This window comes from Pseudomonas lactucae (genome assembly GCF_016937615.1).
GTDB classification, from domain to species: domain Bacteria; phylum Pseudomonadota; class Gammaproteobacteria; order Pseudomonadales; family Pseudomonadaceae; genus Aquipseudomonas; species Aquipseudomonas lactucae.
The window spans coordinates 1-25,939 of sequence record NZ_JAFHKI010000118.1; the positions used below are offsets into that span (position 1 = coordinate 1).

At 60.6% G+C, this 25,939-nt stretch carries 28 protein-coding genes and 1 pseudogene; 25 read left to right on the forward strand and 4 right to left on the reverse strand.

All coding sequences use genetic code 11. The features are described 5' to 3' along the window. Positions 1–150 precede the first annotated feature (150 nt). From hslV to JWR98_RS21040, 7 genes are all read left to right on the forward strand, one after another. Positions 151–681: an ATP-dependent protease subunit HslV gene (gene hslV / locus JWR98_RS21010; RefSeq protein WP_003171209.1), complete on the forward strand. Its 531-nt coding sequence runs from the start codon at positions 151–153 to the stop codon at positions 679–681. Between the two features lie 37 nt (positions 682–718). Further along, positions 719–2,056 (forward strand): ATP-dependent protease ATPase subunit HslU, encoded by a 1,338-nt coding sequence (gene hslU, locus JWR98_RS21015; RefSeq protein ID WP_003171208.1) that lies wholly within the window; start codon positions 719–721, stop codon positions 2,054–2,056. Between the two features lie 80 nt (positions 2,057–2,136). Beyond that, positions 2,137–2,514, forward strand: coding sequence for a gamma-butyrobetaine hydroxylase family protein (locus tag JWR98_RS21020; protein WP_078731216.1), 378 nt, complete (start codon positions 2,137–2,139; stop codon positions 2,512–2,514). A gap of 249 nt (positions 2,515–2,763) precedes the next feature. Further along, positions 2,764–4,443, forward strand: coding sequence for a class II poly(R)-hydroxyalkanoic acid synthase (gene phaC / locus JWR98_RS21025; RefSeq protein ID WP_078731215.1), 1,680 nt, complete (start codon positions 2,764–2,766; stop codon positions 4,441–4,443). 148 nt (positions 4,444–4,591) lie between these two features. Continuing rightward, entirely contained in the window at positions 4,592–5,437 is an 846-nt protein-coding gene (gene phaZ / locus JWR98_RS21030) for a poly(3-hydroxyalkanoate) depolymerase (RefSeq protein ID WP_003171205.1), read from the forward strand. 88 nt (positions 5,438–5,525) lie between these two features. Beyond that, positions 5,526–7,208 carry a class II poly(R)-hydroxyalkanoic acid synthase gene (phaC, locus tag JWR98_RS21035; protein ID WP_078731214.1) on the forward strand — a complete coding sequence of 561 codons (1,683 nt, stop codon included), beginning with the start codon at positions 5,526–5,528 and terminating at the stop codon, positions 7,206–7,208. A 27-nt stretch (positions 7,209–7,235) separates the two neighbouring features. Further along, the gene (locus JWR98_RS21040) at positions 7,236–7,856 is read left to right on the forward strand and encodes a TetR/AcrR family transcriptional regulator (RefSeq protein ID WP_078731213.1); all 621 of its coding nucleotides are present in this window, start codon (positions 7,236–7,238) and stop codon (positions 7,854–7,856) included. A gap of 25 nt (positions 7,857–7,881) precedes the next feature. On the opposite strand, the gene JWR98_RS21045 is transcribed toward JWR98_RS21040, so the two are convergent. After that, positions 7,882–8,577, reverse strand: coding sequence for a response regulator transcription factor (locus JWR98_RS21045; RefSeq protein ID WP_225908807.1), 696 nt, complete (start codon positions 8,575–8,577; stop codon positions 7,882–7,884). A 352-nt stretch (positions 8,578–8,929) separates the two neighbouring features. On the opposite strand from JWR98_RS21045, the gene JWR98_RS21050 reads away from it, so the two are divergent. The 9 genes from JWR98_RS21050 to JWR98_RS21090 all read left to right on the forward strand — a co-directional run bounded on the left by JWR98_RS21050 (position 8,930) and on the right by JWR98_RS21090 (position 18,007). After that, the gene (locus JWR98_RS21050; protein ID WP_078731212.1) at positions 8,930–9,511 is read left to right on the forward strand and encodes a fimbrial protein; all 582 of its coding nucleotides are present in this window, start codon (positions 8,930–8,932) and stop codon (positions 9,509–9,511) included. A 94-nt stretch (positions 9,512–9,605) separates the two neighbouring features. Beyond that, positions 9,606–10,382: a fimbrial biogenesis chaperone gene (locus JWR98_RS21055; RefSeq protein ID WP_205491106.1), complete on the forward strand. Its 777-nt coding sequence runs from the start codon at positions 9,606–9,608 to the stop codon at positions 10,380–10,382. 8 nt (positions 10,383–10,390) lie between these two features. Next, positions 10,391–11,149, forward strand: a complete 759-nt coding sequence (locus JWR98_RS21060) for a fimbrial biogenesis chaperone (protein WP_078731210.1) — start codon at positions 10,391–10,393, stop codon at positions 11,147–11,149. A gap of 172 nt (positions 11,150–11,321) precedes the next feature. Next, the gene (locus JWR98_RS21065; protein WP_205491108.1) at positions 11,322–13,934 is read left to right on the forward strand and encodes a fimbria/pilus outer membrane usher protein; all 2,613 of its coding nucleotides are present in this window, start codon (positions 11,322–11,324) and stop codon (positions 13,932–13,934) included. A 72-nt stretch (positions 13,935–14,006) separates the two neighbouring features. Then, positions 14,007–14,954 (forward strand): fimbrial protein, encoded by a 948-nt coding sequence (locus tag JWR98_RS21070; RefSeq protein WP_078731208.1) that lies wholly within the window; start codon positions 14,007–14,009, stop codon positions 14,952–14,954. Positions 14,955–14,972: 18 nt separating this feature from the next. Beyond that, positions 14,973–15,500, forward strand: coding sequence for a fimbrial protein (locus JWR98_RS21075; RefSeq protein ID WP_205491110.1), 528 nt, complete (start codon positions 14,973–14,975; stop codon positions 15,498–15,500). A gap of 29 nt (positions 15,501–15,529) precedes the next feature. Continuing rightward, entirely contained in the window at positions 15,530–16,477 is a 948-nt protein-coding gene (locus JWR98_RS21080; protein ID WP_078731206.1) for a fimbrial protein, read from the forward strand. An 18-nt stretch (positions 16,478–16,495) separates the two neighbouring features. Continuing rightward, positions 16,496–17,464, forward strand: a complete 969-nt coding sequence (locus tag JWR98_RS21085; RefSeq protein WP_225908808.1) for a fimbrial protein — start codon at positions 16,496–16,498, stop codon at positions 17,462–17,464. Between the two features lie 18 nt (positions 17,465–17,482). After that, positions 17,483–18,007 carry a fimbrial protein gene (locus JWR98_RS21090; RefSeq protein WP_078731205.1) on the forward strand — a complete coding sequence of 175 codons (525 nt, stop codon included), beginning with the start codon at positions 17,483–17,485 and terminating at the stop codon, positions 18,005–18,007. Between the two features lie 86 nt (positions 18,008–18,093). On the opposite strand, the pseudogene JWR98_RS21095 reads toward JWR98_RS21090, so the two are convergent. The 3 genes and pseudogenes from JWR98_RS21095 to JWR98_RS21105 all read right to left on the reverse strand — a co-directional run bounded on the left by JWR98_RS21095 (position 18,094) and on the right by JWR98_RS21105 (position 19,793). Then, positions 18,094–18,977, reverse strand: a pseudogene (locus JWR98_RS21095) (phasin family protein). Between the two features lie 12 nt (positions 18,978–18,989). Then, complete coding sequence (locus tag JWR98_RS21100; RefSeq protein WP_078731203.1) at positions 18,990–19,412, reverse strand: phasin family protein; 423 nt, start codon at positions 19,410–19,412, stop codon at positions 18,990–18,992. A 105-nt stretch (positions 19,413–19,517) separates the two neighbouring features. Then, positions 19,518–19,793: a polyhydroxyalkanoic acid system family protein gene (locus tag JWR98_RS21105; RefSeq protein ID WP_078731202.1), complete on the reverse strand. Its 276-nt coding sequence runs from the start codon at positions 19,791–19,793 to the stop codon at positions 19,518–19,520. Between the two features lie 144 nt (positions 19,794–19,937). Between JWR98_RS21105 and ubiE the strand changes: the two genes are divergently transcribed. From ubiE to JWR98_RS21150, 9 genes are read left to right on the forward strand one after another with little or no spacing between them, the layout of a single operon-like run. After that, positions 19,938–20,708 (forward strand): bifunctional demethylmenaquinone methyltransferase/2-methoxy-6-polyprenyl-1,4-benzoquinol methylase UbiE, encoded by a 771-nt coding sequence (gene ubiE, locus JWR98_RS21110; protein ID WP_003171186.1) that lies wholly within the window; start codon positions 19,938–19,940, stop codon positions 20,706–20,708. Beyond that, complete coding sequence (locus JWR98_RS21115) at positions 20,708–21,331, forward strand: ubiquinone biosynthesis accessory factor UbiJ (protein WP_078731201.1); 624 nt, start codon at positions 20,708–20,710, stop codon at positions 21,329–21,331. The genes ubiE and JWR98_RS21115 overlap by 1 nt, the downstream gene beginning before the upstream one ends. Then, positions 21,328–22,932 (forward strand): ubiquinone biosynthesis regulatory protein kinase UbiB, encoded by a 1,605-nt coding sequence (gene ubiB, locus JWR98_RS21120; protein WP_078731200.1) that lies wholly within the window; start codon positions 21,328–21,330, stop codon positions 22,930–22,932. The genes JWR98_RS21115 and ubiB overlap by 4 nt, the downstream gene beginning before the upstream one ends. Before the next feature lie 41 nt (positions 22,933–22,973). Beyond that, on the forward strand, positions 22,974–23,366 hold the full coding sequence (gene hisI, locus JWR98_RS21125) for a phosphoribosyl-AMP cyclohydrolase (protein ID WP_003171182.1): 393 nt from the start codon (positions 22,974–22,976) through the stop codon (positions 23,364–23,366). A gap of 2 nt (positions 23,367–23,368) precedes the next feature. After that, positions 23,369–23,701: a phosphoribosyl-ATP diphosphatase gene (locus tag JWR98_RS21130; protein WP_078731199.1), complete on the forward strand. Its 333-nt coding sequence runs from the start codon at positions 23,369–23,371 to the stop codon at positions 23,699–23,701. Positions 23,702–23,726: 25 nt separating this feature from the next. Then, complete coding sequence (locus JWR98_RS21135; RefSeq protein ID WP_003171180.1) at positions 23,727–24,005, forward strand: twin-arginine translocase TatA/TatE family subunit; 279 nt, start codon at positions 23,727–23,729, stop codon at positions 24,003–24,005. 10 nt (positions 24,006–24,015) lie between these two features. Further along, complete coding sequence (tatB, locus tag JWR98_RS21140) at positions 24,016–24,417, forward strand: Sec-independent protein translocase protein TatB (RefSeq protein ID WP_078731198.1); 402 nt, start codon at positions 24,016–24,018, stop codon at positions 24,415–24,417. Further along, the gene (gene tatC / locus JWR98_RS21145) at positions 24,414–25,205 is read left to right on the forward strand and encodes a twin-arginine translocase subunit TatC (protein ID WP_078731197.1); all 792 of its coding nucleotides are present in this window, start codon (positions 24,414–24,416) and stop codon (positions 25,203–25,205) included. The genes tatB and tatC overlap by 4 nt, the downstream gene beginning before the upstream one ends. Further along, on the forward strand, positions 25,202–25,909 hold the full coding sequence (locus JWR98_RS21150) for a 16S rRNA (uracil(1498)-N(3))-methyltransferase (RefSeq protein WP_078731196.1): 708 nt from the start codon (positions 25,202–25,204) through the stop codon (positions 25,907–25,909). The genes tatC and JWR98_RS21150 overlap by 4 nt, the downstream gene beginning before the upstream one ends. Positions 25,910–25,939 lie beyond the last annotated feature (30 nt).

A 25,939-nucleotide genomic window follows, 5' to 3' on the forward strand; every position in this document is an offset into this window, starting at 1 on the left:
CCACATTTGGTTTTGTGGTGTTCTTAAATAGGTGTCGGACCGATAAACACCACTCGTCCGCCATAACCCCCTGCGCTTGAAATCACCCCCGCCACCCCCATATGAGTTTCCATCAGGGCATTTTCGCCCCGCTGCGTGGAGACTCTCCCCTTGACCACCATCGTTTCAGTACGTCGCCACGGCAAAGTCGTCATGGGCGGCGACGGCCAGGTTTCCCTGGGTAATACCGTGATGAAAGGCAACGCGAAAAAAGTACGTCGCCTGTACCACGGCCAGGTACTCGCCGGCTTCGCAGGCGCCACCGCCGACGCCTTCACCCTCTTCGAGCGTTTCGAAGGCCAGCTTGAGAAACACCAGGGCCACCTCGTGCGCGCCGCTGTCGAACTCGCCAAGGAATGGCGCACCGACCGCTCCCTCAGCCGCCTGGAAGCCATGCTGGCCGTGGCCAATAAAGATGCGTCCTTGATCATCACCGGCAATGGCGATGTGGTTGAGCCTGAACATGGCCTGATCGCCATGGGGTCCGGCGGTGGCTACGCCCAAGCGGCGGCCAGCGCGTTGTTGAAGAAAACCGACCTCTCGGCCCGTGAAATCGTCGAGACCGCCCTGGGTATCGCCGGCGATATCTGCGTGTTTACCAACCACAACCAGACCATTGAGGAGCAGGACCTCGCCGAATAAGCCGTAGGCTTATTCCCGCTTGAGGCCGCCAAACACTATGTCCATGACTCCCCGCGAAATCGTCCACGAACTCAACCGCCATATCATCGGCCAGGACGATGCCAAGCGCGCCGTTGCCATCGCCCTGCGTAACCGCTGGCGCCGGATGCAACTGCCCGAAGAACTGCGCGTTGAAGTAACGCCCAAGAACATCCTGATGATCGGCCCGACCGGTGTCGGTAAAACCGAGATCGCCCGGCGCCTGGCCAAACTGGCCAATGCCCCGTTCATCAAGGTCGAAGCGACCAAGTTCACCGAAGTCGGCTACGTGGGTCGTGACGTCGAGTCTATCATCCGCGACCTGGCCGACGCCGCCCTGAAGATGCTGCGCGAACAGGAAGTGACCAAGGTCAGCCACCGCGCCGAAGACGCCGCCGAGGAACGCATCCTCGACGCGCTGCTGCCACCGGCACGCATGGGCTTTAACGAAGACGCCGCGCCGTCGTCGGACTCCAACACCCGCCAGCTGTTCCGCAAGCGCCTGCGTGAAGGCCAGTTGGATGACAAGGAAATCGAGATCGAAGTCGCCGAAGTGTCTGGCGTGGACATCTCCGCGCCGCCCGGCATGGAAGAAATGACCAGCCAGCTGCAGAACCTGTTCGCCAACATGGGCAAGGGCAAGAAGAAAAGCCGCAAGCTCAAGGTGAAAGAGGCGCTCAAGCTGGTGCGTGATGAAGAAGCCGGGCGCCTGGTCAACGAGGAAGAACTCAAGGCCAAGGCCCTGGAAGCGGTCGAGCAACATGGCATCGTGTTTATCGACGAGATCGACAAGGTGGCCAAGCGCGGTAACTCCGGTGGCGTCGATGTGTCCCGCGAAGGTGTGCAGCGTGACCTGTTGCCGCTGATCGAAGGCTGCACCGTGAACACCAAGCTGGGCATGGTCAAGACCGACCATATCCTGTTCATCGCCTCCGGTGCGTTCCACCTGAGCAAACCCAGCGACCTGGTGCCCGAGCTGCAGGGCCGCCTGCCGATTCGCGTGGAACTCAAGGCACTGACCCCGGGCGACTTCGAACGCATCCTCAGCGAACCGCACGCGTCGCTCACCGAGCAATACCGCGAGCTGCTGAAAACCGAAGGGCTGGGCATCGAGTTTCAGGCCGACGGCATCAAGCGCCTGGCGGAAATCGCCTGGCAGGTCAACGAGAAGACCGAGAACATCGGCGCCCGTCGCCTGCACACGCTGCTTGAGCGCCTGCTTGAGGAAGTGTCCTTCAGCGCCGGCGACATGGCCGGTGCGCAGAATGGCGAAGCGATCAAGATCGATGCGGATTACGTCAACAGCCACTTGGGCGAATTGGCGCAGAACGAAGACTTGTCGCGGTATATCCTGTAAGCCGCAAGCTGTAAGCTACAAGCCGCAAGCTGAACACACTCAACTTGCGGCTTGTAGCTTGCAGCCCAAGGTGTCTCTCAATGCCAAAATTCCCCACCGCTGTTAATTTGCACAAAACCTCCAACACCCTCGGCCTGACCTACGGGCCCGATGAAACCTACCAACTGCCCGCCGAATTCCTGCGCGTGCACTCCCCCTCCGCCGAGGTCCAGGGCCACGGCAAACCGATCCTGCAATTCGGCAAGCTCAACGTTAAGTTGACCCAGGTAGAACCGGCCGGTCAGTACGCACTGAAATTGACCTTCGACGACGGGCACGACAGCGGTCTGTTCACCTGGGACTACCTCTACCAATTGGCCGTGCGTCAGGACGCGCTGTGGGCCGATTATCTTGCCGAACTCAAGGCGGCCGGCAAAACCCGCGACCCGAGTGAATCGGTCGTGCGGCTGATGCTCTAGCCCAGGCCTCTTGCGCTTTAGAGGGCATTTTCTAATTCCATCTGTTTGAATGCCCTGTCGCGTGGTCAACGATTGGCCCGCTTGCGAAAAAAATTAAACTCGGGTAACCAATGGAGCTGGCAAGTTCCCTGCATTTGACGATGCGGTATCAACGGTCACCCGAGTCGCAGTACCTGGCGTGTGTTGTGTATCGAAACTGGGTGCGCAGCGCCAGCCGGTACTCGTCTTCCGGACAATGGAGCGTCGTAGATGAGTAACAAGAACAACGATGACTTGAAACGCCAGGCCTCGGAAAACACCCTGGGGCTGAACCCGATCATCGCGTTACGCAAAAAGGATTTACTCGCCTCGGCGAAGATGGTGCTGACCCAAGCCATCAAGCAACCGTTGCACAGCGTCAAACACGTCGCGCATTTTGGCGTCGAGCTGAAGAATGTGATGTTCGGCAAATCCGCGCTGGCGCCAGAGAGCGACGATCGTCGCTTCCATGACCCGGCCTGGAGCCAGAACCCGCTCTACAAGCGCTATCTGCAAACCTACCTGGCGTGGCGCAAGGAACTGCACGACTGGATCGGCGACAGTAACCTGTCCGCACAGGACATCAGCCGCGGCCACTTCGTGATCAACCTGATGACCGAAGCCATGGCCCCCACCAACAGCGCAGCCAACCCGGCGGCGGTCAAACGCTTCTTCGAAACCGGCGGCAAGAGCCTGCTCGACGGCCTGTCGCACCTGGCCAAGGACATGGTGCACAACGGCGGCATGCCGAGCCAGGTCAACATGGGCGCCTTTGAAGTGGGCAAGTCCCTGGGCACCACCGAGGGCGCCGTGGTGTTTCGCAATGACGTGCTGGAGCTGATCCAGTACAAGCCGATCACCGAACAGGTGCACGAGCGCCCCTTGTTAGTGGTGCCGCCGCAGATCAATAAATTCTATGTCTTCGACCTGAGCCCGGATAAGAGCCTGGCGCGCTTCTGCCTGCGCAATGGCCAGCAGACCTTTATCGTCAGCTGGCGCAACCCGACCAAGGCCCAGCGCGAGTGGGGCCTGTCGACCTATATCGAAGCGCTCAAGGAAGCCGTGGATGTGGTCACGGCGATCACCGGCAGCAAAGACATCAACATGCTCGGCGCCTGCTCCGGCGGCATCACCTGTACCGCCCTGCTCGGCCACTATGCGGCGCTGGGCGAAAAGAAGGTCAACGCCCTGACCTTGCTGGTGAGTGTGCTGGACACCACGCTGGACACCCAGGTGGCACTGTTCGTTGACGAACAGACCCTGGAGGCGGCCAAGCGCCATTCCTACCAGGCCGGCGTGCTGGAGGGTCGCGACATGGCCAAGGTGTTCGCCTGGATGCGCCCCAATGACCTGATCTGGAACTATTGGGTCAACAACTACCTGCTGGGCAACGAGCCGCCGGTGTTCGACATTCTCTTCTGGAACAACGACACCACGCGCTTGCCGGCGGCGTTCCACGGCGACCTGATCGAACTGTTCAAGAACAACCCACTGGTACGGCCCAACGCCCTTGAGGTGTGCGGCACGCCCATCGACCTCAAGCAGGTGACTGCCGATATCTATTCACTGGCCGGCACCAACGACCACATCACACCCTGGCAGTCGTGCTACAAGTCGGCGCAACTGTTTGGCGGCAAAGTGGAGTTTGTGTTGTCCAGCAGCGGGCATATCCAGAGCATCCTCAATCCGCCGGGCAACCCCAAGGCGCGCTACCAGACCAGCGACGGTCTGGCGGGCAAGCCGCTTGAATGGCAGGAGAATGCGACCAAGCACACCGATTCGTGGTGGCTGCACTGGCAAGCGTGGCAGGCGGAGCGGGCGGGGAAACTGAAGAAGGCACCGACGTCATTAGGCAATAAAACCTACGCAGCAGCGGAAGCAGCCCCAGGAACTTACGTACACGAACGCTAGATTGAAATGGGGTCAAGTGTGGGAGGGGGCTTGCCCCCGATAGCAGTGTGTCAGTCAGCTGATCCATTGGCTGATCAATTGCAATCGGGGGCAAGCCCCTCCCACATTTGGCCTGCATTCCAACCGTCACATCTCACAGGGCTTGAGCATGCCGCAACCGTTCATCTTTCGTACCATCGACCTGGATGGCCAGACCATCCGCACGGCGGTACGCCCGGGCAAGCCTCACTTGACGCCGCTGCTGATTTTCAACGGCATCGGCGCCAACCTTGAGTTGGTGTTTCCGTTCGTCCAGGCCCTGGACCCGGACCTGGAAGTGATCGCCTTCGATGTGCCGGGCGTGGGCGGTTCGTCCACACCCAACCGGCCCTACCGCTTTCCGGGCCTCGCCAAGCTTACCGCGCGCATGCTCGACTACCTGGACTACGGCCAAGTGAATGCCGTGGGTGTGTCCTGGGGCGGAGCGCTGGCCCAGCAATTTGCCTATGACTACCCCGAGCGTTGCAAGAAATTGATCCTGGCGGCCACGGCAGCCGGTGCATTCATGGTGCCGGGCAAACCGAAAGTCTTGTGGCTGATGGCCAGCCCCCGCCGCTACATCCAGCCGTCCCACGTGGTGCGCATCGCGCCGATGATCTATGGCGGCTCGTTCCGCCGCGATTCAAAATTGGCCGCCGAGCACGCCAGCAAAGTGCGCTCGGCCGGCAAGCTCGGCTATTACTGGCAACTGTTCGCCGGGCTGGGCTGGACCAGCATCCACTGGCTGCACAAGATCCGCCAACCGACCCTGGTGCTGGCCGGGGACGATGACCCGCTGATCCCGCTGGTCAATATGCGCATGCTCGCCTGGCGCATTCCCAACGCACAGTTGCACATCATCGATGACGGCCACCTGTTCCTGATCACCCGGGCCGAGGCCGTCGCGCCGATCATCATGAAATTTCTGGAGGAGGAGCGTCTGCGCGCAGTGATTCACCCAAGACCCGCGGTGTAAGGACCACACCGCCGCGCAACTTGCCAGGAACCGACTATGGTTCTGAATTGGCGTGCCTGTTGATGGCTTGACGAAGGAGTGTTGGCTCATGCGAGAAAGACCCGTGACAAACCCGGCGCCCGCCCCCGCCGCGTTCATCAATGCGCAAAACGCGATCACCGGCCTGCGCGGCCGGGATTTGCTGTCCACGCTGCGCAGCGTTGCCGCTCACGGCCTGCGCAACCCGGTACACACCGCCCGTCACGCGCTGGCCCTGGGCGGCCAGCTGGGTCGCGCGCTGCTCGGGGAAACGTTGCATGAACCCAACCCCCGCGACAGCCGTTTCGTCGACCCGACCTGGGCGCTCAACCCGTTCTACCGGCGCAGCCTGCAAGCCTATTTGAGCTGGCAGAAACAAACCCGCCACTGGATCGACGACAGCAGCCTGAGCGACGACGACCGCGCCCGAGCGCACTTTGCGTTCGCGCTGTTCAACGACGCGGTTTCGCCGTCCAACACCTTGCTCAACCCGTTGGCCGTCAAGGAACTGCTCAACTCCGGCGGCAACAGCGTGGTGCGCGGCGTGAGCAACCTGTTCGAAGACCTGCTGCACAACAACGGCCTGCCGCGCCAGGTGAGCAAGCACGCGTTCGAAGTCGGCAAGACCGTCGCCACCACGCCCGGCTCGGTGGTGTTTCGCAACGAGTTGCTGGAGCTGATCCAATACAAGCCCATGAGCGAAAAACAGTACGCCAGGCCGCTGCTGATCGTGCCGCCGCAGATCAACAAGTACTACATTTTCGACCTGAGCCCGGCCAACAGCTTTGTGCAGTACGCCCTGAAGAACGGCCTGCAGACCTTTATGGTCAGCTGGCGCAACCCGGACGTGCGCCATCGCGAATGGGGCCTGTCCACCTATGTCGCGGCGCTGGAGGAAGCGCTCAACGTGTGTCGGGCCATCACCGGCGCTCGCGAAGTCAACCTGATGGGCGCCTGCGCCGGGGGCCTGACCATCGCCGCCCTGCAAGGCCATTTGCAAGCCAAGCGCCAGCTGCGCCGCATCTCCAGCGCCAGCTACCTGGTGAGCCTGCTCGACAGCCAGATCGACGGCCCCGCCATGCTGTTCGCAGATGAACAGACCCTGGAGGCCGCCAAGCGCCGCTCCTACCAGCAAGGCGTGCTGGACGGCCGCGACATGGCCAAGGTGTTTGCCTGGATGCGCCCCAACGACCTGATCTGGAATTACTGGATCAACAATTACCTGCTGGGCAAGGAACCGCCGGCCTTCGACATCCTGTACTGGAACAACGACAACACGCGCCTGCCCGCCGCGTTGCACGGCGACCTGCTGGACTTCTTCAAGCACAACCCGCTGAGCCATCCCGGCGGCCTGGAAGTGTGCGGCACGCCCATCGACTTGCAGAAGGTCACGGTGGACAGTTTCAGCGTGGCCGGGATCAATGACCACATCACGCCATGGGACGCGGTGTACCGCTCCACGCAATTGCTTGGCGGTGACCGGCGCTTCGTGCTGTCCAACAGCGGGCATATCCAGAGCATCCTCAACCCACCGGGCAACCCCAAGGCCAACTACGTCGAGAACCCCAGGCTGAGCAGCGACCCGCGCGCCTGGTACTACGACGCCAACCACGTCGAGGGCAGTTGGTGGCCGCAGTGGCTGGAGTGGATCCAGCAGCGCTCGGGCACGCAACGCGAAACCCTCACCGCCCTGGGCAACCAGAATTACCCACCGCTGGAAGCGGCGCCGGGCACTTACGTGCGCGTGCGCTGAGCTCAGCGATCACACTAAGAAGACTGGATGAAGACCCGCGACCGTATCCTTGAATGTGCCCTGCAGTTGTTCAACCACAAGGGCGAGCCGAACGTGTCGACCATGGAGGTGGCCAATGAAATGGGGATCAGCCCAGGCAACCTCTATTACCACTTCCATGGCAAGGAGCCACTGGTACTCGGGCTGTTCGAGCGCTTTCAAAGCGAGCTGGCGCCGCTGCTCGACCCACCGGCGGATGCGCAACTGCAGGCCCAGGATTACTGGCTGTTCCTGCACCTGATCGTTGAGCGCATGGCCCATTACCGGTTCCTGTTCCAGGACCTGTCGAACCTGGCGGGCCGCCTGCCCAAGCTGGCCAAGGGCATTCGCAACCTGCTCACGGCGCTCAAGCGCACCCTGGCGTCATTGCTGGCACGGCTGAAGGCGGCGGGGCAGTTGGTCAGTGATACCCAGGCATTGGGGCAACTGGTGGAACAGATCACCCTGACCCTGCTGTTTTCCCTGGATTACCAACGCATTCTTAATCGCGAAGCCGAGGTGCGGGTGGTGATCTACCAGATCATGATGCTGGTGGCCCCGCATCTGTTATTACCGGCGCGGCAAGCCACCGAACGATTGGCGTTGCGTTATCTCGAACGTCCGGATTGATAGTTGCCAATAATGTAAACCTTATTTACCTCACACCATTAAAGTGCTGCGTAAACTTGAAAAGTTCACTGTCGGTCTTTATACCCAACTTTCGATAAGCCGATTGTTTTTGGGTACTGATCGTGCTCGTACTGCGTGAAAATTTTTCCGCAATTGAACTCACCGACATACCATCCAGAAAACAGCGCAACACTTCCCGTTCTTTGGGCGTCAGACACGCACTTAAGGGTAGCGGGCTGGAAACATCAAGTTTTGACTTTAAATTCTTTACATCACATGCCGATTGCGCACCCTGCAATACCGACAACATACACGATTGCAGGTAAATTCTGCCTTGCCCGGCCGTACGAATAGCCGTAATCAACTCACTTAACTTCTCATTCTTTCCCAACACCCCCCAACTGCCTGCCTTCAATGCCAGTGAAACAATCGCAGGGGTGTAGTGCGAACACACAACGATCGGTCGACATTGTTTGAAACGTCGATTCAACGCCTGGATCAGGCTGAGGCCGTCGATATCCGCGGCTCCCAGCACAAAGTCCATCACCACCACATCCGCCGGGTGCCTGGACAGCGTCTCAAGCAACTCCCTGCCGCTACCGAAGGAGCCGATCACTTCGATATCCGCCTCCTTGCTCAGGCCCAACTCAATACCCTGACGCACCATTTCATGGTTATCCAACAACATGACGGTGTAGCGGGTGGCATGTGAAGTAAGCATCAGGAAACCTGCATAAGTGAGTGCCGCACATTCCAATCAATCCGTAGTTGCCACGAGCACGGTATATCTCAGCCACACACGGGGATCAACACAGAAAAACATCAAACGACTCTTTCAGAGTATTCCTACAGGATCGCCTTACAAGAAAAACACAATACAATTACTTTTAAAAATCATTGATCGAATCGAGCTTTTTTTCGAACAATCACGAGCCAAAAATGGCTATTTATCTATAGGCAGCCTTGTCGTTTAGGAACACATTACGTCGCCCGCCGGATTTGGATTTCTCAACCGATAACAAGTGCAGCGCTTAACTTGCAGCGGGCAACGCCAACTCACGATAAGGAACACTATGAAAATCAACGCCCTCTCTGCCGTAGCGGCCGCTGTTGTACTGACCGCCGGTGTTTCACAACTGACCTACGCCGCACCCGACGGCACCATCAACTTCAGCGGCCAGGTCAACGACGTGACCTGCACCATTGAAGGCTCGCCGCCGGGGTCGGGCTCTGTGGTCAAGAACGTCAACCTGGGCGGCGTTTCTGCCGCGCGCCTGGCCAAGCCCGGCGATCGTGCCAACCTGACCGGTTTCACCATTCGTATTGGTGGGCCGGGCGAGGGCAGCTGCAGCAACGGCCGTACCGCGATGGTTGCGTTCGACCCCACCAGTGCGGCCATTGATGTGGCCACCGGCCGCTTGAACATCGACGGCTACGATGACCCGGACGACACCACCAACGCTAAGAACGTCCAGGTTGAAGTGACTAACCGCGATGGCTCGCCGATCAACGTCTACACCGAAAAATCCGAAGGCGTGGTGATCGCCGACAACCAGGCGGTCATCCCGCTGGCAGCGCAAATGTATGCCAGTGGAGCCTCCACCGAAGGTGCGGTGAAAACCCGTGTCGGTTTCATGGTCGAGTACACCGACTAAAGGGAGCGATGGCCCGCACTGGCGGACTCCGCCTGCAAAAGACCTGCACCTTGCGTGCAGGTCCCTCTCCCGGATTCGAAGAACACTTAAGACGATGAAGAGTATGGCCTGCCTCGCTTTCGCTACCCGCGCCCTTGGGTTGTTACTGCTGTACGCGCTGCCCGCCCAAGCCGGCGTGATCATCTACGGCACACGTGTGATCTACCCCGCTGAACAGCAGGAAGTGGTCGTGCGCCTGGAGAATAAAGGCGACCGCCCTGCCCTGGTCCAGACCTGGCTGGATACGGGCAACCTGGACTCGACACCGGCGACCGCGCAAACCCCGTTTACCCTGTCACCGCCGATCTTTCGCATCGAGCCGAATCAGCAACAGGCGGTGCGCCTGCGCCATACCGGCGAACCCTCGCCCACCGACCGCGAAAGCCTGTACTGGCTGAATGTGCTGGAAGTGCCCCCGCGCTCAGCCGATGCAGCCCAAAACAACCAGCTCGAATTAGCCTTTCGAACCCGCCTGCGTGTCTATCTACGCCCGCAAAACCTGCCCTACACGGTCAGCAGCGCGCCGGCGAAAGTGCAATGGAAACTGGTGGCCCACAACCAAGGGTTTGCCCTGCAAGCGACCAACCCCACGCCCTACCACATCTCCCTGACATCGGTTGATCTGGTCAGCAACGGCAAACGCTTCAGCAAGGCGCCGAACACGGCGGCCAACGACAGCCTGTTGATGCCGGCCGGCGACATCAAACGCTTTGCGTTGCCCCTGCTGCGCGATCGTCCGAACCGCACGGCCAAAGTCGAGTTCACCACCGTCAGCGACTTCGGTGCCCGCGTGCGCCATTCGGTTGACCTGCCCTTTTCGGACGCACGATGAGCCACTTCATGAACGCAACCTTGATTTCACATCTGCCCGCCAAGCTCATTGCATTGACGTTTGCGCTGTTCGCCACCGCCTCCGTACAGGCAAGCGTCGTCATCAGCGGCACCCGGATCATCTACCCGCAAAACGACAAGGAAGTGACTGTGCGCCTGGAAAGCAAGAATCAGGCGCCGGTGCTGATCCAGGCCTGGCTGGACGACGGCAACGAGCACTCCACGCCGGATCTGGGGGGAATCCCTTTTATCGCGACACCGCCGATATTTCGTATGGAACCAGGCAAACAACAGGTGGTGCGCCTGGCCTATACGGGCGATACCTTGCCGTCGACGCAAGAAAGCCTGTTCTGGTTCAACGTACTGGAAGTGCCTTCACAATCGGAAGGGGCCCAGACGCGCAACCAACTGCAGCTCGCCTTTCGCTCGCGGATCAAGCTGTTTTTCCGCCCACCCAACCTGCCGTATGCCGTCGAGGACGCGCCGGCAAAACTGCAATGGCGTCGCATCGTCACCGAGCAGGGCCAGGCGTTGGAAGTCTATAACCCCACGCCTTACCACGTGACCTTCGAGCAAATAGACGTGGTGGATGCCGGGCAGCGCCATACGCGCAAGGACGGCGGCGACAACATGGTGATGCCTGGCAGCCGCAACCGTTTTGAGCTGCCCAGCCTCAAATCGCCGCTCAGCCGCGCAATGACCGTGGAGTTCCAGACACTCGACGACTTCGGTCTCAAGGTTGTCCACAGCGCGAAGGTCTCGTCATGAACGTTCGGATGCGCGGCCACCCGCCCTAACGTTACGACACCCGACCGGTACACCACCACGCCGGCGGGCCGAGTCAATCACTGCCTTACACCCGTTCGATTGATGCCTCTCTATCGAGGCAGGGCCCCTCTTTGCCCGCATTCGGACAATACTTATTTGGAAACGGCTAAACATGAGTCCGAACACGCTCGCCAGCGCAAGAAACTGGTCCCTGATACGTGGTCGCCTGACGTTGACGACACGCTGCCTGTTGCTCCTGGGCGGTGCGCACGTCGCGGGTGCCCAGTCTGCCGAGAACGTCGAGTTCAACCCTGCCTTCTTTCCTGATGGCCCGGGCGGCCTGCAAGTCGATGTTTCAAAGTTCAGTCGCGGCAACATTGTGCTGCCCGGCAGTTACCGTGCCGAGGTGTACCTCAATGGCCAGTGGATCGGTCGCGAAAGCCTGGCTTTCATCGCGGTCGACGGCCAGGACTCCGCGCAACTGTGCCTGGAACGCGAGGCGTTGCTCAGGTTCGGCGTCGACCTGGACGCGGTCGAACGACGCGCCATCGAAGCCGACACCACCCCGGCATTACCTTTCGCCAGCTGCGCCGATATTGCCACCTATCTGCCAGGTGCCGGCAGCCAGTTCGATAACGGCGAGAACCGCCTGGACCTGCAGATTCCGCAGCTCTTCCTGACGCGCAAGGCGCGCGGCTACGTCGACCCACGCCACTGGGACGGCGGCGTCGATGCCGCCTTCGTGCGCTATAACGCCAATACCTTCAACACCCGCACCAGCGGTCGCTCGCTCAGCTCGCATTACCTGGGCCTCAATGCCGGGCTCAACCTGGGCGATTGGCACTGGCGCCACAACGGCAGCTACAGCCAAGCCGATACCACCGCGGGCTATCAAGGCAGTTCGACCTACGTGCAACGTGAATTGAGCGCACTCAAATCCCAGCTGATGGCGGGTGAGATCTACACCGGTGGCGAGCTGTTCGACAGTGTGCGCCTGCGCGGGGCCAGCCTGTTCAGAGATGACCGGATGTTGCCCGACTCCCAGACCGGGTTTGCACCCGTGGTGCGTGGTATCGCCGAGACCAACGCCCGAGTGACGGTGCGCCAACGCGGCGTGCTGCTGGATGAGGTGTCGGTGCCGCCAGGCCCGTTTGTGCTCGAAGACCTGTTTCCCACCGGGTACGGCGGCGACCTGAACGTCACCGTGACCGAGGCCGACGGGCGCCAGCGCGAGTTCATCGTGCCGTTCGCCGCCAACGCCAACCTGCTGCGCCCCGGCAACAGCCGCTACGCACTGAACGTCGGCCAGTTGGATGAAATCGGCCTGCGCCACCCACCCACACTGATGCAGGCGACGTATCAGCACGGACTCAGCAACCTGCTGACTGGCTACACCGGCGTCGTCGTGGGCCAGGACTACAACTCGCAGCTGCTGGGCGCGGCGTTCAACACGCCGTTGGGCGCGCTGTCGTTTGACCTGACCCAGTCGAACGCACGTTTGCCGGGCCACGGCTCCCGCGACGGGCAAAGCGTGCAGGTGCGCTACAGCAAGAACTTCACCGACACCGGCACCCACTTTGCCCTCGGTGCCTACCGTTACTCCACCGAAGGCTTCCTGAGCGTGGCCGACGCCGCGCGCGTTCGTGACCTGGCCATCGACGGGCGTAGCGTGGACAACGTGTCACGCCTGCGCGACCGCATGGACATCAGCCTCAACCAAAGCCTGGGCAACGGTTCGGCCTACCTCACGGGGTCCTCGCAAAACTACTGGAACCGCAAAAACGGCAACCTGACGTTCACCGCCGGGTACACCGCGGCCTGGAAAGGTATGCACTACACCGTCAGCGCGCAGCGTACCCATGATTTGCTCAGCGGCCGCGTCGACAAACAAATCGACCTGACCCTAAGCCTGCCCCTGGGCAGCGCACCGCGCTCACCAACCCTGACCACCACAGCCTTTCGCGGCAACCAGAGCAGCGGCGAACGTGTGAGCCTGGGCGGCACCCTGGGTGAGCGCAACGAGTTCAGCTACGGCGTGGATACCAGCCGCAATCAGGGCAGCGGTAACGCAACCAGTGCCGATGTGAAATACCAGGCCGGTTATGGTGTGCTGTCGGCCAGTTACGGCCAGAGCAACGCTTACCGCTCGACATCCTTCGGCATGACCGGCGGCCTCGTTGCCCACGCCGGTGGCGTGACCCTGGCCCCGGAACTGGGCGATACCCTCGGCATCGTCCAGGCGCCCGACGCTCAGGGCGCGCGGATCAATGGCAACCACAGCGCCCAAGTCGGCAAAAGCGGCTATGCCGTGGTGCCGCACCTGACCCCATACCGCCAGAACGTGGTCGAGCTGGACCCCAAAGACCTCTCTGTCGACGTGGAACTCAAGAGCGCAGCGCAAAACGTGGCCCCACGCGCCGGTTCGGTGGTGAAGCTGCAATTCGAGACCGTCAGTGGTCAGGCCTTGTTGATCACCGCTCTGCGCGAAGACGGTAGCCCGCTGCCGTTTGGGTCGGATGTGTTCGATGAAAACGGCGCCAGTGTCGGGATTGTCGGCCAGGGAGGCAAAGCGTTTGTGCGAGTGTCGCGCGAGCAGGGGCAATTGACGGTGAAGTGGGGCGCGCAGGCCGACGCTACGTGTCGCTTGAGTTATGACGTGGGCGAGCCGCAATCGACGGAGAGCGCCAAGCGGTTGCTTCAGTTGGATGTCGGGATGTGTACGAGCAACGCTGCCGATCCAGGGCAGGCGGTGCCGTCGCGCGCAAGACCCGATACGTCCAAATGAACGGTTTACACAACGAGGCCAGGCATCAGCGGCCGCAGTATTCAAATAAAAACACTGCTTGCGGAGTAACGAATGAAGCGATCCACCCTGTTCATGTTGACGCTGTTGGCGTTTGGCTTGTCAGTCGACGTTCAGGCGGCGTGCAGTCCAACGCCAAATTTATCCAACAGCGTCACATTTCCAACAACCATCGTCGTGCCTCCTTCCCTACCCGTGGGAGGCCTGATTGCGAGCCAGCAGTTTGGGGGAACATTTCCGATTTTCACCATAGGCTGCATTAGTGGGACCGTAATACCGATCTACGGCAGATATGGGAGCGAGTACGTCTTGCCGGGCGTGGGATATGTTCATAACACCAACGTTCCCGGTATCGCCATGCGGGTGAAGGCAAATGTGGTCGGTGGGTCACAAAGGGACGTGTCGCTAGCGACCAGGACTTTGACAGTCTATGACAAGCTTTACTATGACTTCACCGGGTTGCGGGCCGACTTTTACAAGACCGGCCCCGTCACGGACGGCATAGTGCCCAGCGGGTCTCTTCGTGATGAAAGCTGGAACCCAGGGCGCATCCAGATGCTGCTCGACAACTCAATCCGCTTCGTCAATCAGATCCCCACCTGCGACCTGGCCACCGGCGACGTCAACCGCACTATTACGCTGCCCACCGTCAAAGTCAGCGATCTGACCGACGTCATCTCTGCGGGCGCGTTCAACTTCGATCTGACCGCCAACTGCAACAATGCCTCCAGCGTCACCTTCCGTTTTACCGGCACACCCGCCCCGAACGATTCGTGGCGCTTCGCCAATACCGGTACGGCCGGCGGCACCGCCCTGTGGCTGTATTCACGTATTGGCGGGGTCAACCAGACCATCCGCGCCAACGGCACCGACAACGCTCGCACCGTCGCAGTCTCCAATAACCGCGCGGTGCTGCCGTTGGGTGCCGCGTATTTCAGAGTCGGTACGGTCAGCCAAGGCACGCTCGCCAGTACCGCCACCGTCAACATTACCTACAACTGAAACCCTGAGGACTCTTCGATGAACATTCGAACGCTACCCCTGTTACTGGCATTCCCTGCGGCACTCGCCGCCACTTACACCCAGGCCGCCACCACCGGCACCTTGAAGTTCACCGGTCAAGTGAATGCGGGCACCTGCAACCTGGCCGCCGGCGACGTGAACCGCACCATCACATTGCCGACCGTCAAGATTTCGGACTTCGATGCGAGCCCCGACGCGGGCGCGCTCAATTTCGAAGTCACCGCCGACTGCGAATCGGATCTTCGCAACGTGATTTTCCTGTTCGCCGGCACCGCCTCCACCGGCAACCCCGTGCTGTTTTCCAACACCGGGACGTCGGCCGGCACGGCCCTTTGGCTGGTACACCGCTCGTCTCCGGAGTATGCCATCCCCGCCAACGGCACTGCCGCCCAACGCAGCCGCACAATCGCGACCAGCAACAAAAAGGCCGTGATCCCTCTCAAAGCGGCTTACCACAAAACCGGCGCAGCGATCACCCAGGGCACCCTGGCCAGTGCTGTCACCGTTTCAATCACCTATAACTGAGGAAAGCCCGCTCAGTTGCGGACTAGAAGATGAAACACCTCATAAAACTCGCCTCGGCACTGACGGCGCTCTGCTTATCCATGACAGCTCAGGCGGCCTGTGACCAGTATCAGAACGCCACGCTCACCCTCACCCTGCCCAGCACGGTCATCGTGCCGGACAGCCTGGCGGTAAACAGCGAAATCATCGGTCGCTCGTTCAGCGGAACGGCTCCGGCGTTTTTCATGAACTGCACCACCGGGGCACAGAGGACGATTACCGGACGCTACCAGACAACCCAACCGGGCACGCTGATCTATCGCACCGAGGTTCCAGGTGTTGGTGTGCGCCTTCGTCTCACGGATGCCAGGGGGGTAACCAATTTTTTTGCAATGAGGAATCAGCAAGCACCCCTCTACGGAACAACCCCCAGTTTCATCGCAGCCGAGTTGAAGTTTTACAAAATCGGGCCGGTAACGGACGGCGTGGTACCGGCTGGAAGCATTCGAGTGGACGCCATCGACAGCCATAACCGCCCAGAGCGTTTCACCCTGCTGCTTGGTAACTCGGTACGCTTTGTGCGGCCCTCCGCCACCTGTGACCTGGCTGCCGGCGACGTCAACCGCACCATCACACTGCCAGCCATCCAAGCCAGCGCTCTGGCAAACGCGACCTCCGCAGGCGCGCACAACTTTGAACTGACCGCCAATTGCAGCGATGCATCCAACGTCACCTTCAGCTTCGCCGGCACACCGGCGGTGGGGGACGCCTGGCGCTTTGCCAATACCGGTACCGCCGACGGCATTGCCCTTTGGTTGTACTCACGCATCGGCGGGGTGAACCAGACCCTGCGGGCCAACGGCAGCGACAGCGCTCGCACGGTTGCGGTGTCCAATAATCGCGCGGTGTTGCCATTGGGCGCCGCGTACTTCAAGAACGGCACGGTACGCGCGGGCACACTGGCCAGTACCGCCACGGTCAATATCACTTACAACTAAAACCCGGAGGCCTAGTTGATGAGCATTCGAACGCAGCCGCTGTTACCGGCGATTACGGCCAGCTTTGCCATGAGCCTGCCGATCACCGCTCAGGCGCTATGCAGTGCCTATCCCAATGTCCAATATGGCGTCTCTTTTCCCGCCACGATTACCGTATCTAAATCCCTGCCCGTGGGTGGACTGATTACCAGCCAGGCCTTTAACGGTCCTTTTCCACACATCGTTTTCAGATGCAATACGGGCATGTATCAGGTCTGGACCGGACGATTTTCGTCCAGTATGTCTGCACCCGGCGGAGAGATTTTTCACACTAATGTGCCCGGCATCGGCATGAGGATCATACAAAGCGACAACTATGAGCCTGCCTACAGCGTGTCATTGCGAAATGGCAGTCGAAACTGGCCCTCAAACAGCACCTATACCCACTTGATTACAACGTTGCGGGCAGAGTTTTTCAAAACCGGCCCCGTCACCACCGGCACACTGCATGGCGGCAGTCTTCAAGACTCGATGCTGGATGGGAGCCGGGGGCGCATTCTGAAGCAGCTCAATAACTCGATACGCTTTGTCGACCCCGCAGCCACCTGCGACCTGGCAACCGGTGACGTCAACCGCACCATCACGCTGCCCACCATCCCAGCCAGCGCGCTCGCCAACACACCCTCCGCAGGCGCGCTCAACTTCGAGCTGACCGCTCATTGCCGCGATGCCTCCAACGTCAGCTTCCGTTTTTCCGGCACCCCTGCCACAGGCGACGTCTGGCGCTTCGCCAATACCGGCAGTGCCGGGGGCATAGCGTTGTGGCTGTATTCGCGAATTGGCGGGACGATCCAGACCCTGCGCGCCGACGGTACTGACAGTGCTCGCACCCTTGCGGTGTACAACGATCGCGCAGTGCTGCCGCTGGGAGCCGCGTACTTCAAGACCAACACAGTGCGCGCGGGCACGCTGGCCAGTACCGCTACGGTCAATATTACTTATAACTAAAACCCTGAGGTCCACTTGATGAACATTCGAACCCTACCGATCCTATTGCTGGCAATCACGGCGGCACTGGATGCTCCTAACACTCAGGCTGCCACAACCGGCAGTCTGAAATTTGTCGGCCAGATCAACGCGGGCACTTGCAACCTGGCCGCCGGAGACGTGAACCGCAGCATCACATTGCCGGCCGTCAAGGTGTCGGATTTCGATTCAACCCTGATCGCCGGCGCATTTGATTTCGAGATCTCAGCCGAGTGCGAATCGGATCTGCGCAACGTGATCTTTCAATTCACGGGCACACCTGACCCGATAAGCACCTGGCGCTTCGCCAATACCGGGACGGCCGAGGGCATAGCTCTATGGCTGTATTCACGCATTGGCGGTGTGGAGGAAACCATCCGTGCCAACGGCACCAACAACACACGTACGATCGCCGTTTCCAGCAGTCGCGCGATCTTGCCATTGGGCGCTGCCTACTTCAAAACCAAGGCGGTCGCCCAGGGCACACTTGCCAGCACGGCTACGGTTTCGATCACTTACAACTGAGCGCTCAGCTAGCGCGGCCCGAAAATACCGGACGCGAAAAAAAGCCCGACCTGTGCAGGTCGGGCGTTCTTTTAAATCCCGAAAAATCAGGACTGACTGGATGGCGTCGGGGTTGCCGGCGTTGCCGTCGAAGTAGCAGTGGCGGGCGTCGGCGCGGACACCGAGTTGGCGCTGGACGTGGTGGGAGCCGAGGTGGCAGGTTTGGCCACTGCGGCAGGCTTGGCGGCAGCCGGTTTTTTTGCTGCTACTGGCTTCTTCGCAGCGGCGGGTTTTGCAGCTGGTTTTGCAGCTGCTGGCTTAGCCGCAGGTTTGGCCGCTGCGTTTTAGTCGCAGGCTTGGCCGCAGGTTTAGCGCTCGCCTTGGCTGCCGGTTTAGCCGTTGGTTTGGCGGCTGCCTTGGCGGCCACGGGTTTGGCGGCTGCGGTTTTCAGGGCCGGTTTGGCAGCAGCTTTAGCCGGTGCCTTGGCAGCGGGCTTGGCGGCAGCCTTTGCCAGCGGCTTGGCGGCAGTTTTCGCGGCAGGTTTAGCCGCTGCGGTTTTAGCGACAGGCTTGGCTGCCGCGGTTTTCGCCGGAGCCACTTTGGCGCCGGTGAGTTTTTCGATTTGCTTGGTCAGGGTATCGACCTTGCTGTGCAGCGTTTTCAATTCAGCTTTGCTGGGCACGCCCAATCGCGAAATGGCACTGTTGAGGCGCTTGTCGAAAGTTTCTTCCAACTTGCCCCACGTGTCAGAAATGCTCGACTTGGCGGAACCGGCAGTGGCCTTGGCCGCTTCAACTTTTTTACCGACGGTGCTTTTGGTCAACTTCTCGGCCTTCTCGCCGTCCTTGACCAACGTCTCGAAGTATTTACCGCCGTCACTGCTCACCTTCGAATACACGCCTAAACCAGCCAGCCAGATCTTTCGGGAATATTTTTCAACTTCCCCGACCCACGAGCTGCTTTCTTTCTGAGTAGTCTTTTTAACAGCCATCCCGATGTCTCCTTAGTGTTTGCGCGCGACACGTTCGAGCAATGCCGTCAGCTCTTCGAGCTTAGCAGAGAGTGTCTCCACGTCATGTTTAGACGCAATGCCGATTCGATTCAAGGCACTTGCAACACGCGTGTCAAAAGCTTTTTCAACTTTATCCAGTTGAACTTCTACCAGACCTTTGACGTTGGAGACATTACTCTTTACTTGGTCAATCTGACTGTTGGCGGCATCCAGTTGTTCAGTGGCAACTTTTTTACCTTTGCTTTCAACATGTTGACCGCTCTTAACCAGCTCTCTGAAGTACTCGCCGCCCTCACTGCCGACCTTGGCATAGGCACCCAGACCGGCCAGCCAGATCTTGCGGGCATAGCGTTTAACGTCACTCAGGGCAGTGGTTTGAGCGTCGATTTTTTTCTTCAAAATAACGTTGGCCATGGTGCACCTCATGCAGGATAGGCTGGAGGAACGGCCCGCAGGAATTGAGGGCTTGGGCACAAAGTAGGGTTAAAAATTAGAATCGGCACCCTAACGACATTCGGTTCACGCCAATGCCTTGTCCAGTGCCTTCTCGATTTCAGACTTGATGGTGCCACTCATGGCCGACATCAACAGGCCCAGTTCCACATCGATACGCAGCGAATCATCGGCAACCGATACCGTGCCTTTAACCCCGGAGCGCTTGAGGTTCAAGGTATCGCCGGACCACGACGGTTCAAGGCCATATTGCTCCTTGAGTTTTTGCGCCAACTTGTCGGCCTTCGCCCGAGCGCCTTCTTTACCCAGGGAATGCGCACGCTCAACGGTAATACGGGCCATTGCAATGGCTCCTCTTTAAAGGGACGTGGAAACCTTCGATGCGGCAAAAGGTCTCGATAAGCACCTATCTTACCTGCAGCCTTGCCAAGACAAAGCAGGCCCTGGGGATTATCATGTCCCGCATTCTCTTTTGGTGACAGCGATATGACTGATCAGCGCAAAGGCAGCGATGCCGAACCCACCACTCACTTCGGTTTTAAAAACGTCCCGGAAAGCCAAAAGGCGGAAAAAGTCGCTGAGGTGTTCCACTCCGTAGCGGCCAAGTACGACCTGATGAACGACGTGCTCTCCGGCGGCATGCACCGCCTGTGGAAGCGCTTCACCATCGAGTTGTCGGGCGTACGCACCGGCAACCGCGTGCTCGACATCGCCGGTGGCACGGGCGATCTGGCGGCCAAGTTCTCCAAGCTCGTCGGCCCCACCGGCCAGGTGGTGCTGGCGGACATCAACGGTTCGATGCTCAAGGTCGGCCGCGACCGCCTGCTCGACAAAGGCGTGGCCGGCAATATCGAATTCGTGCAGGCCGACGCGGAAAAGCTGCCGTTCCCCGACAACCATTTCGACTGCGTGACCATCGCCTTCGGCCTGCGCAACGTCACCCACAAGGAAGACGCGATCCGCTCGATGCTGCGCGTGCTCAAGCCAGGTGGCCGCCTGTTGGTGCTGGAGTTCTCCAAGCCGACCAACGCGCTGATGTCCAAGGTCTACGACACCTACTCCTTCGCGTTCATGCCGTTGATGGGCAAGCTGATCACCAACGATGCCGAGAGCTACCGCTACCTGGCCGAATCGATCCGCATGCACCCCGACCAGGAAACCCTGAAGTCGATGATGGTGGAGGCCGGTTTCGACCGCGTGACCTACCACAATATGACCTCCGGCATCGTCGCCCTGCACCGCGGCATCAAGCCCTGATGCTGCTGCAAGGCCTGCTCGCCAGCGTCGAACACGGCCTCAACCGTGTGCTGCGCCTGGACAGTACCGCCCTGGCGCGGCTTGCGCACCTGAACGGCAAGATCATTGCCGTCGACTGCACCAGCCCCGCCTTGCAGCTGTTCATCCTGCCCAGCGATGAAGGCCTGCTGCTCGCCAGCCATTGGGCCGCCGACGCCGACTGCACCCTGCGCGCGCCGGCATCGAGCCTGTTGCACCTGGCCCTGAGCCGCAACAAGACCGCCATCCTGCATAGCGCCGAAGTGGAACTGGAAGGCGACAGCGCGGTGCTGATGGACCTGGCCGCCGTGCTGCAGGACCTGGAGCTGGATTGGGAATACGAGCTGTCACGCTGGATCGGCCCCGTCGCCACCCAGTTGATCAGCGGGCACCTGCGCAGCCGCTCGCGCTGGTACCAGCAAGGGTTTGTCAGCCTCAACCAGAACCTCGCCGAATACCTGAGCGAAGAATCGCGCACCCTGGTCGGGCAGCGGGAAGCGCAAGCGCGCTTTCGTGAACTCGACAAGGCCAAAATCGACCTGGAACGCCTTGAGGCGCGCTTCGAGCGCCTGAGCCGTTCCCTTGATCCAAGCGATAACGCATGAAGCTGCTCGCCGTCCGCCGTTTGTTTCGTATCCAGCGCGTCGTAATCCGCTACCGTCTAGATGACCTGCTGTTCGCCCTGCCCCTGCCGTGGTTCCTGCTGGCGGTACGCTACGCGCTGCCGTGGCGCTGGTTCCCGCGTAAACAGCTGGAGCTGAGCCGTGGCGCGCGCCTGCGCCTGGCGTTGCAGGACCTGGGGCCGATTTTTATCAAGTTCGGCCAGATCCTCTCGACGCGCCGCGACCTGCTCCCGGAAGACATCGCCGACGAACTGATGCTGTTGCAGGACCGCGTGCCGCCGTTCGATTCCAAGCAGTCGATGGCGTTGATCGAAGCACAGTTGGGCAAGCCGATCAGCGAAGTGTTCAGCCGCTTCGACGTCGAGCCGCTGGCCTCGGCCTCGGTGGCGCAAGTGCATGCCGGGCAGCTCAAGAGCGGCGAAGAAGTGGTGGTGAAAGTGATTCGCCCGGGCCTCAAGCCGATTATCGGCCAGGACCTGGCGTGGCTGTTCATCCTCGCCCGCGCCGCCGAGCGTTTCAGCGCCGATGCGCGCCTGCTGCACCCGGTGGACGTGGTCGCCGACTACGAAAAAACCATCTACGACGAACTCGACCTGCTGCGTGAAGCGGCCAACGCCAGCCAGCTCAAGCGCAACTTCGAAGGCTCGCCGCTGCTGTACGTGCCACAGGTGTATTGGGACTGGTGCCGCCCCAAGGTACTGGTGATGGAGCGCATCTACGGTGTGCAAGTCACCGACCTCGCAACCCTGGCCGACCAGCGCACTGACATGAAGATGCTCGCCGAGCGCGGCGTGGAGATCTTCTTCACCCAGGTGTTCCGCGACAGTTTCTTCCACGCCGACATGCACCCGGGCAACATCTTCGTGAGCACCGTCAACCCGTGGAGCCCGCAGTACATCGCGATCGACTGCGGCATCGTCGGCAGCCTCACCCCCGAAGACCAGGACTACCTGGCACGCAACCTGTTCGCCTTCTTCAAGCGTGACTACCGCCGTGTGGCGCAACTGCACATCGACTCGGGCTGGGTACCGGCGGAAACCAAGCTCAACGAATTCGAAGCGGCGATACGCACCGTGTGCGAGCCGATCTTTGAAAAGCCGTTAAAAGATATCTCATTTGGCCAGGTGCTGATGCGCCTGTTCCAGACCGCGCGGCGCTTCAATATGGAAGTGCAGCCGCAGCTTGTGCTGTTGCAGAAGACCCTGCTCAACATCGAAGGCCTGGGACGTCAGTTGTACCCGGACCTCGACCTGTGGAACACCGCGCAGCCGTTCCTGGAGCGCTGGATGCGCGAGCGCATGAGCCCCAAGACCGTGCTGGGCAACCTGCACAGCCAGATGGAACAACTGCCGCACCTGGCCAACATGACCCGCGACCTGCTTGAACGTATGTCCCAGCCCCACGCCAAGGACCCCGAGCCGCCGTGGCGCAAGCGCAAGGACGACTGGTTCCTGCGCCTGCTCGGCGCCGCGCACCTGGTGGGCGGCGTGATGCTGGCGATTGGCGGGCCGTTGAACCAGTTGGGTCACTGGCCGGCTGGCATCATGGTCGCCGTGGGTGTTTATCTGATCGTGCGTCGATAACCCATCCGGTTATACACTGTCGCAAATTGCCGGAGCCGAACATGAAAGACTGGCTGGACGAAATCAAATGGGACAGTGACGGCCTGGTGCCGGCCATTGCCCAGGACCACAAGACCGGGCGCGTGCTGATGATGGCCTGGATGAACCGCGAGGCCCTGAGCCTCACTGCCGCTGAGCAGCGCGCCATTTACTGGTCACGTTCGCGTGGCAAACTGTGGCGCAAGGGCGAAGAGTCCGGGCATGTGCAGACCCTGCATGAGATACGCCTGGACTGCGACGCCGACGTGGTGATCCTGATGGTCGAACAGATCGGCGGCATCGCTTGCCACACCGGTCGTCACAGCTGCTTCTATCGCGTGTTCGAGAACGGCGAATGGAAGATCGTGGAGCCGGTGCTCAAAGACCCGCACGCCATTTATTCGGCAGGACACTGACCATGAGCGATACCCTGAACCGCGTGGCCCAGGTGCTGGAAGAGCGCAAAGGCGCGGATGCCGACAGCTCCTACGTCGCCAGCCTCTACCACAAGGGCCTGAACAAGATTCTGGAAAAGCTTGGCGAAGAATCCATCGAGACCATCATCGCCGCCAAGGACGCGCAAATCAGCGGCGACTGCAGCGATGTGATCTACGAAACCGCCGACCTGTGGTTCCACAGCCTGGTCATGCTCGCCCAACTGGGGCAGCATCCCCAGGCCGTACTGGATGAACTGGACCGTCGCTTCGGCTTGTCCGGGCACGCTGAAAAGGCCTCGCGCCCGTCCGCTTGAATAACTTTTATCGAGGATTTGCAGCATGGGCATTTTTGACTGGAAACACTGGATCGTCATTCTGGTAGTGGTGGTACTGGTGTTCGGCACCAAGAAACTCAAGAACCTGGGCACCGATGTGGGTGAGTCGATCAAGGGCTTTCGTAAAGCCATGAACGACGACGAAAAACCCGCCGACCCAGCAGCGAACCCAGTACCGCCGGCCCAGCCTGTGCACCCTCAGGCCACCCAGCCGATCACCGAGCGTCGTACCTTCGACGTGCAGGCTGAGAAAGTCGAAGAGCCGACCCGCAAAGACTCGTGAGCACTGACTAATGTTTGGTATCAGCTTCTCTGAACTGCTGCTCGTCGGCCTCGTGGCCCTGCTGGTACTGGGGCCGGAACGCCTGCCCGGTGCCGCGCGTACCGCCGGTCTGTGGATCGGGCGCCTGAAACGCAGTTTCAATGCGATCAAACAGGAAGTTGAACGGGAAATCGGCGCAGACGAGATCCGCCGGCAACTGCACAACGAACATATCCTGTCGTTGGAGCAGGAGGCTCGCAAGATTCTATCGCCCGTGCAGGAGCCTGAAAAACCGCTGGAGCCCGTGGCCCAAAACAGCATCGCACCGGCTGCCGAAGCCCCGCCTGCCGTTGGCACCCCGACCGAGCCTGCGCCGACGCCCGTTGCGTCGCCCGCGCCCCATGACCCTACATTGCCGCCGCGAGCCCCATGAGCGCTGATAAACCGGAAAACGACCAGCACATGCCGCTGGTCTCGCACCTCACCGAGCTGCGTACCCGCCTGCTGCGTTGCGTAGCGGCCATCTTCATCATCTTTGCCGGGCTGTTCGCCTTTACCCAGCAGATCTACACCTTCGTCTCCACGCCGCTGCGCCAGTATTTGCCGGCCGGCGCGACGATGATCGCCACCGACGTATCGTCGCCGTTCCTCACGCCGTTGAAGCTGACGATGATGGTCTCGCTGTTCCTGGCGATCCCGGTGATCCTGCATCAGATCTGGGGCTTTATCGCTCCGGGCCTGTACAAGCACGAGAAGCGCATTGCGGTGCCGTTGCTGGTGTCGAGCATCCTGCTGTTCTACACCGGCATGGCGTTCGCCTACTTCCTGGTGTTCCCGCTGATCTTCAAGTTCTTCGCCGCCGCCACCCCGGCCGGCGTGGAGATGATGACCGACATCACCAGCTACCTCGACTTCGTGATGACGCTGTTCTTCGCCTTTGGCGTGGCCTTCGAGATCCCGGTGGCCGTGGTGTTGCTGGTGTGGATCGGCGTGGTCAACGTTGCGTACCTGAAGAAAATCCGCCCGTATGTGATCATCGGCTGCTTCGTGGTCGGCATGATCCTCACGCCGCCGGACATCTTCTCCCAAACTCTGCTGGCCGTGCCGATGTGGATGCTGTTCGAGATCGGCATCCTGTTCAGCAGCCTGATCAGCAAGCGCGGCGAACACCCGGATGACCAACCCGCCGACGACGACCAGCCGCCAGCGACCCAGCCGTGAACCTGCTGCTGCTCGAGGAGGCCGACTTTATCGCGGCCGACCGCGTGGTGCTGCGTGATCGGCGCCTGGTGCATATGCAGGAAGTCCACCGCGCCAGCGTGGGCGACAGCCTGCGCGTCGGCCACATTGGCGGCTTGATGGGCAACGCACACTTGCTGCGCCTGGAAGCCGGCGAAGCCGAGCTGCAAGTGAGCTTCGACCAACCGCCACCGGCCAAACTGCCACTGACCCTGCTGCTGGCCCTGCCGCGTCCGAAAATGCTGCGTCGGGTGCTGCAAACCGTGGCGGCCATGGGCGTGCCGAAGGTGGTACTGGTCAACAGCTACCGGGTCGAAAAAAGCTTCTGGCAAACCCCATTCCTGGAACCCGAAGCGGTTCGCGAGCAACTGATCCTTGGCCTGGAACAGGCACGGGACACGGTGCTGCCCGAGATCATCATCGAGAAGCGCTTCAAACCGTTCGTCGAAGACCGCCTGCCGGCGATGACCCAAGGCACCCTGGGCCTGATCGGTCACCCCGGCGATTACCCGCCCTGCCCTCGCGGCCTGGATGAACCGGTCACGCTGGCTATTGGCCCCGAAGGTGGCTGGATTCCCTACGAAGTCGACCTGCTGACCAAGGCCGGTCTGCAGCCGGTGCAGCTCGGCGCACGCATCCTGCGGGTTGAAACCGCCGTCACCGCCCTGCTCGCCCGACTGTTCTAAACGCCGCGGTCTCCTGTGGGAGGGGCGGTG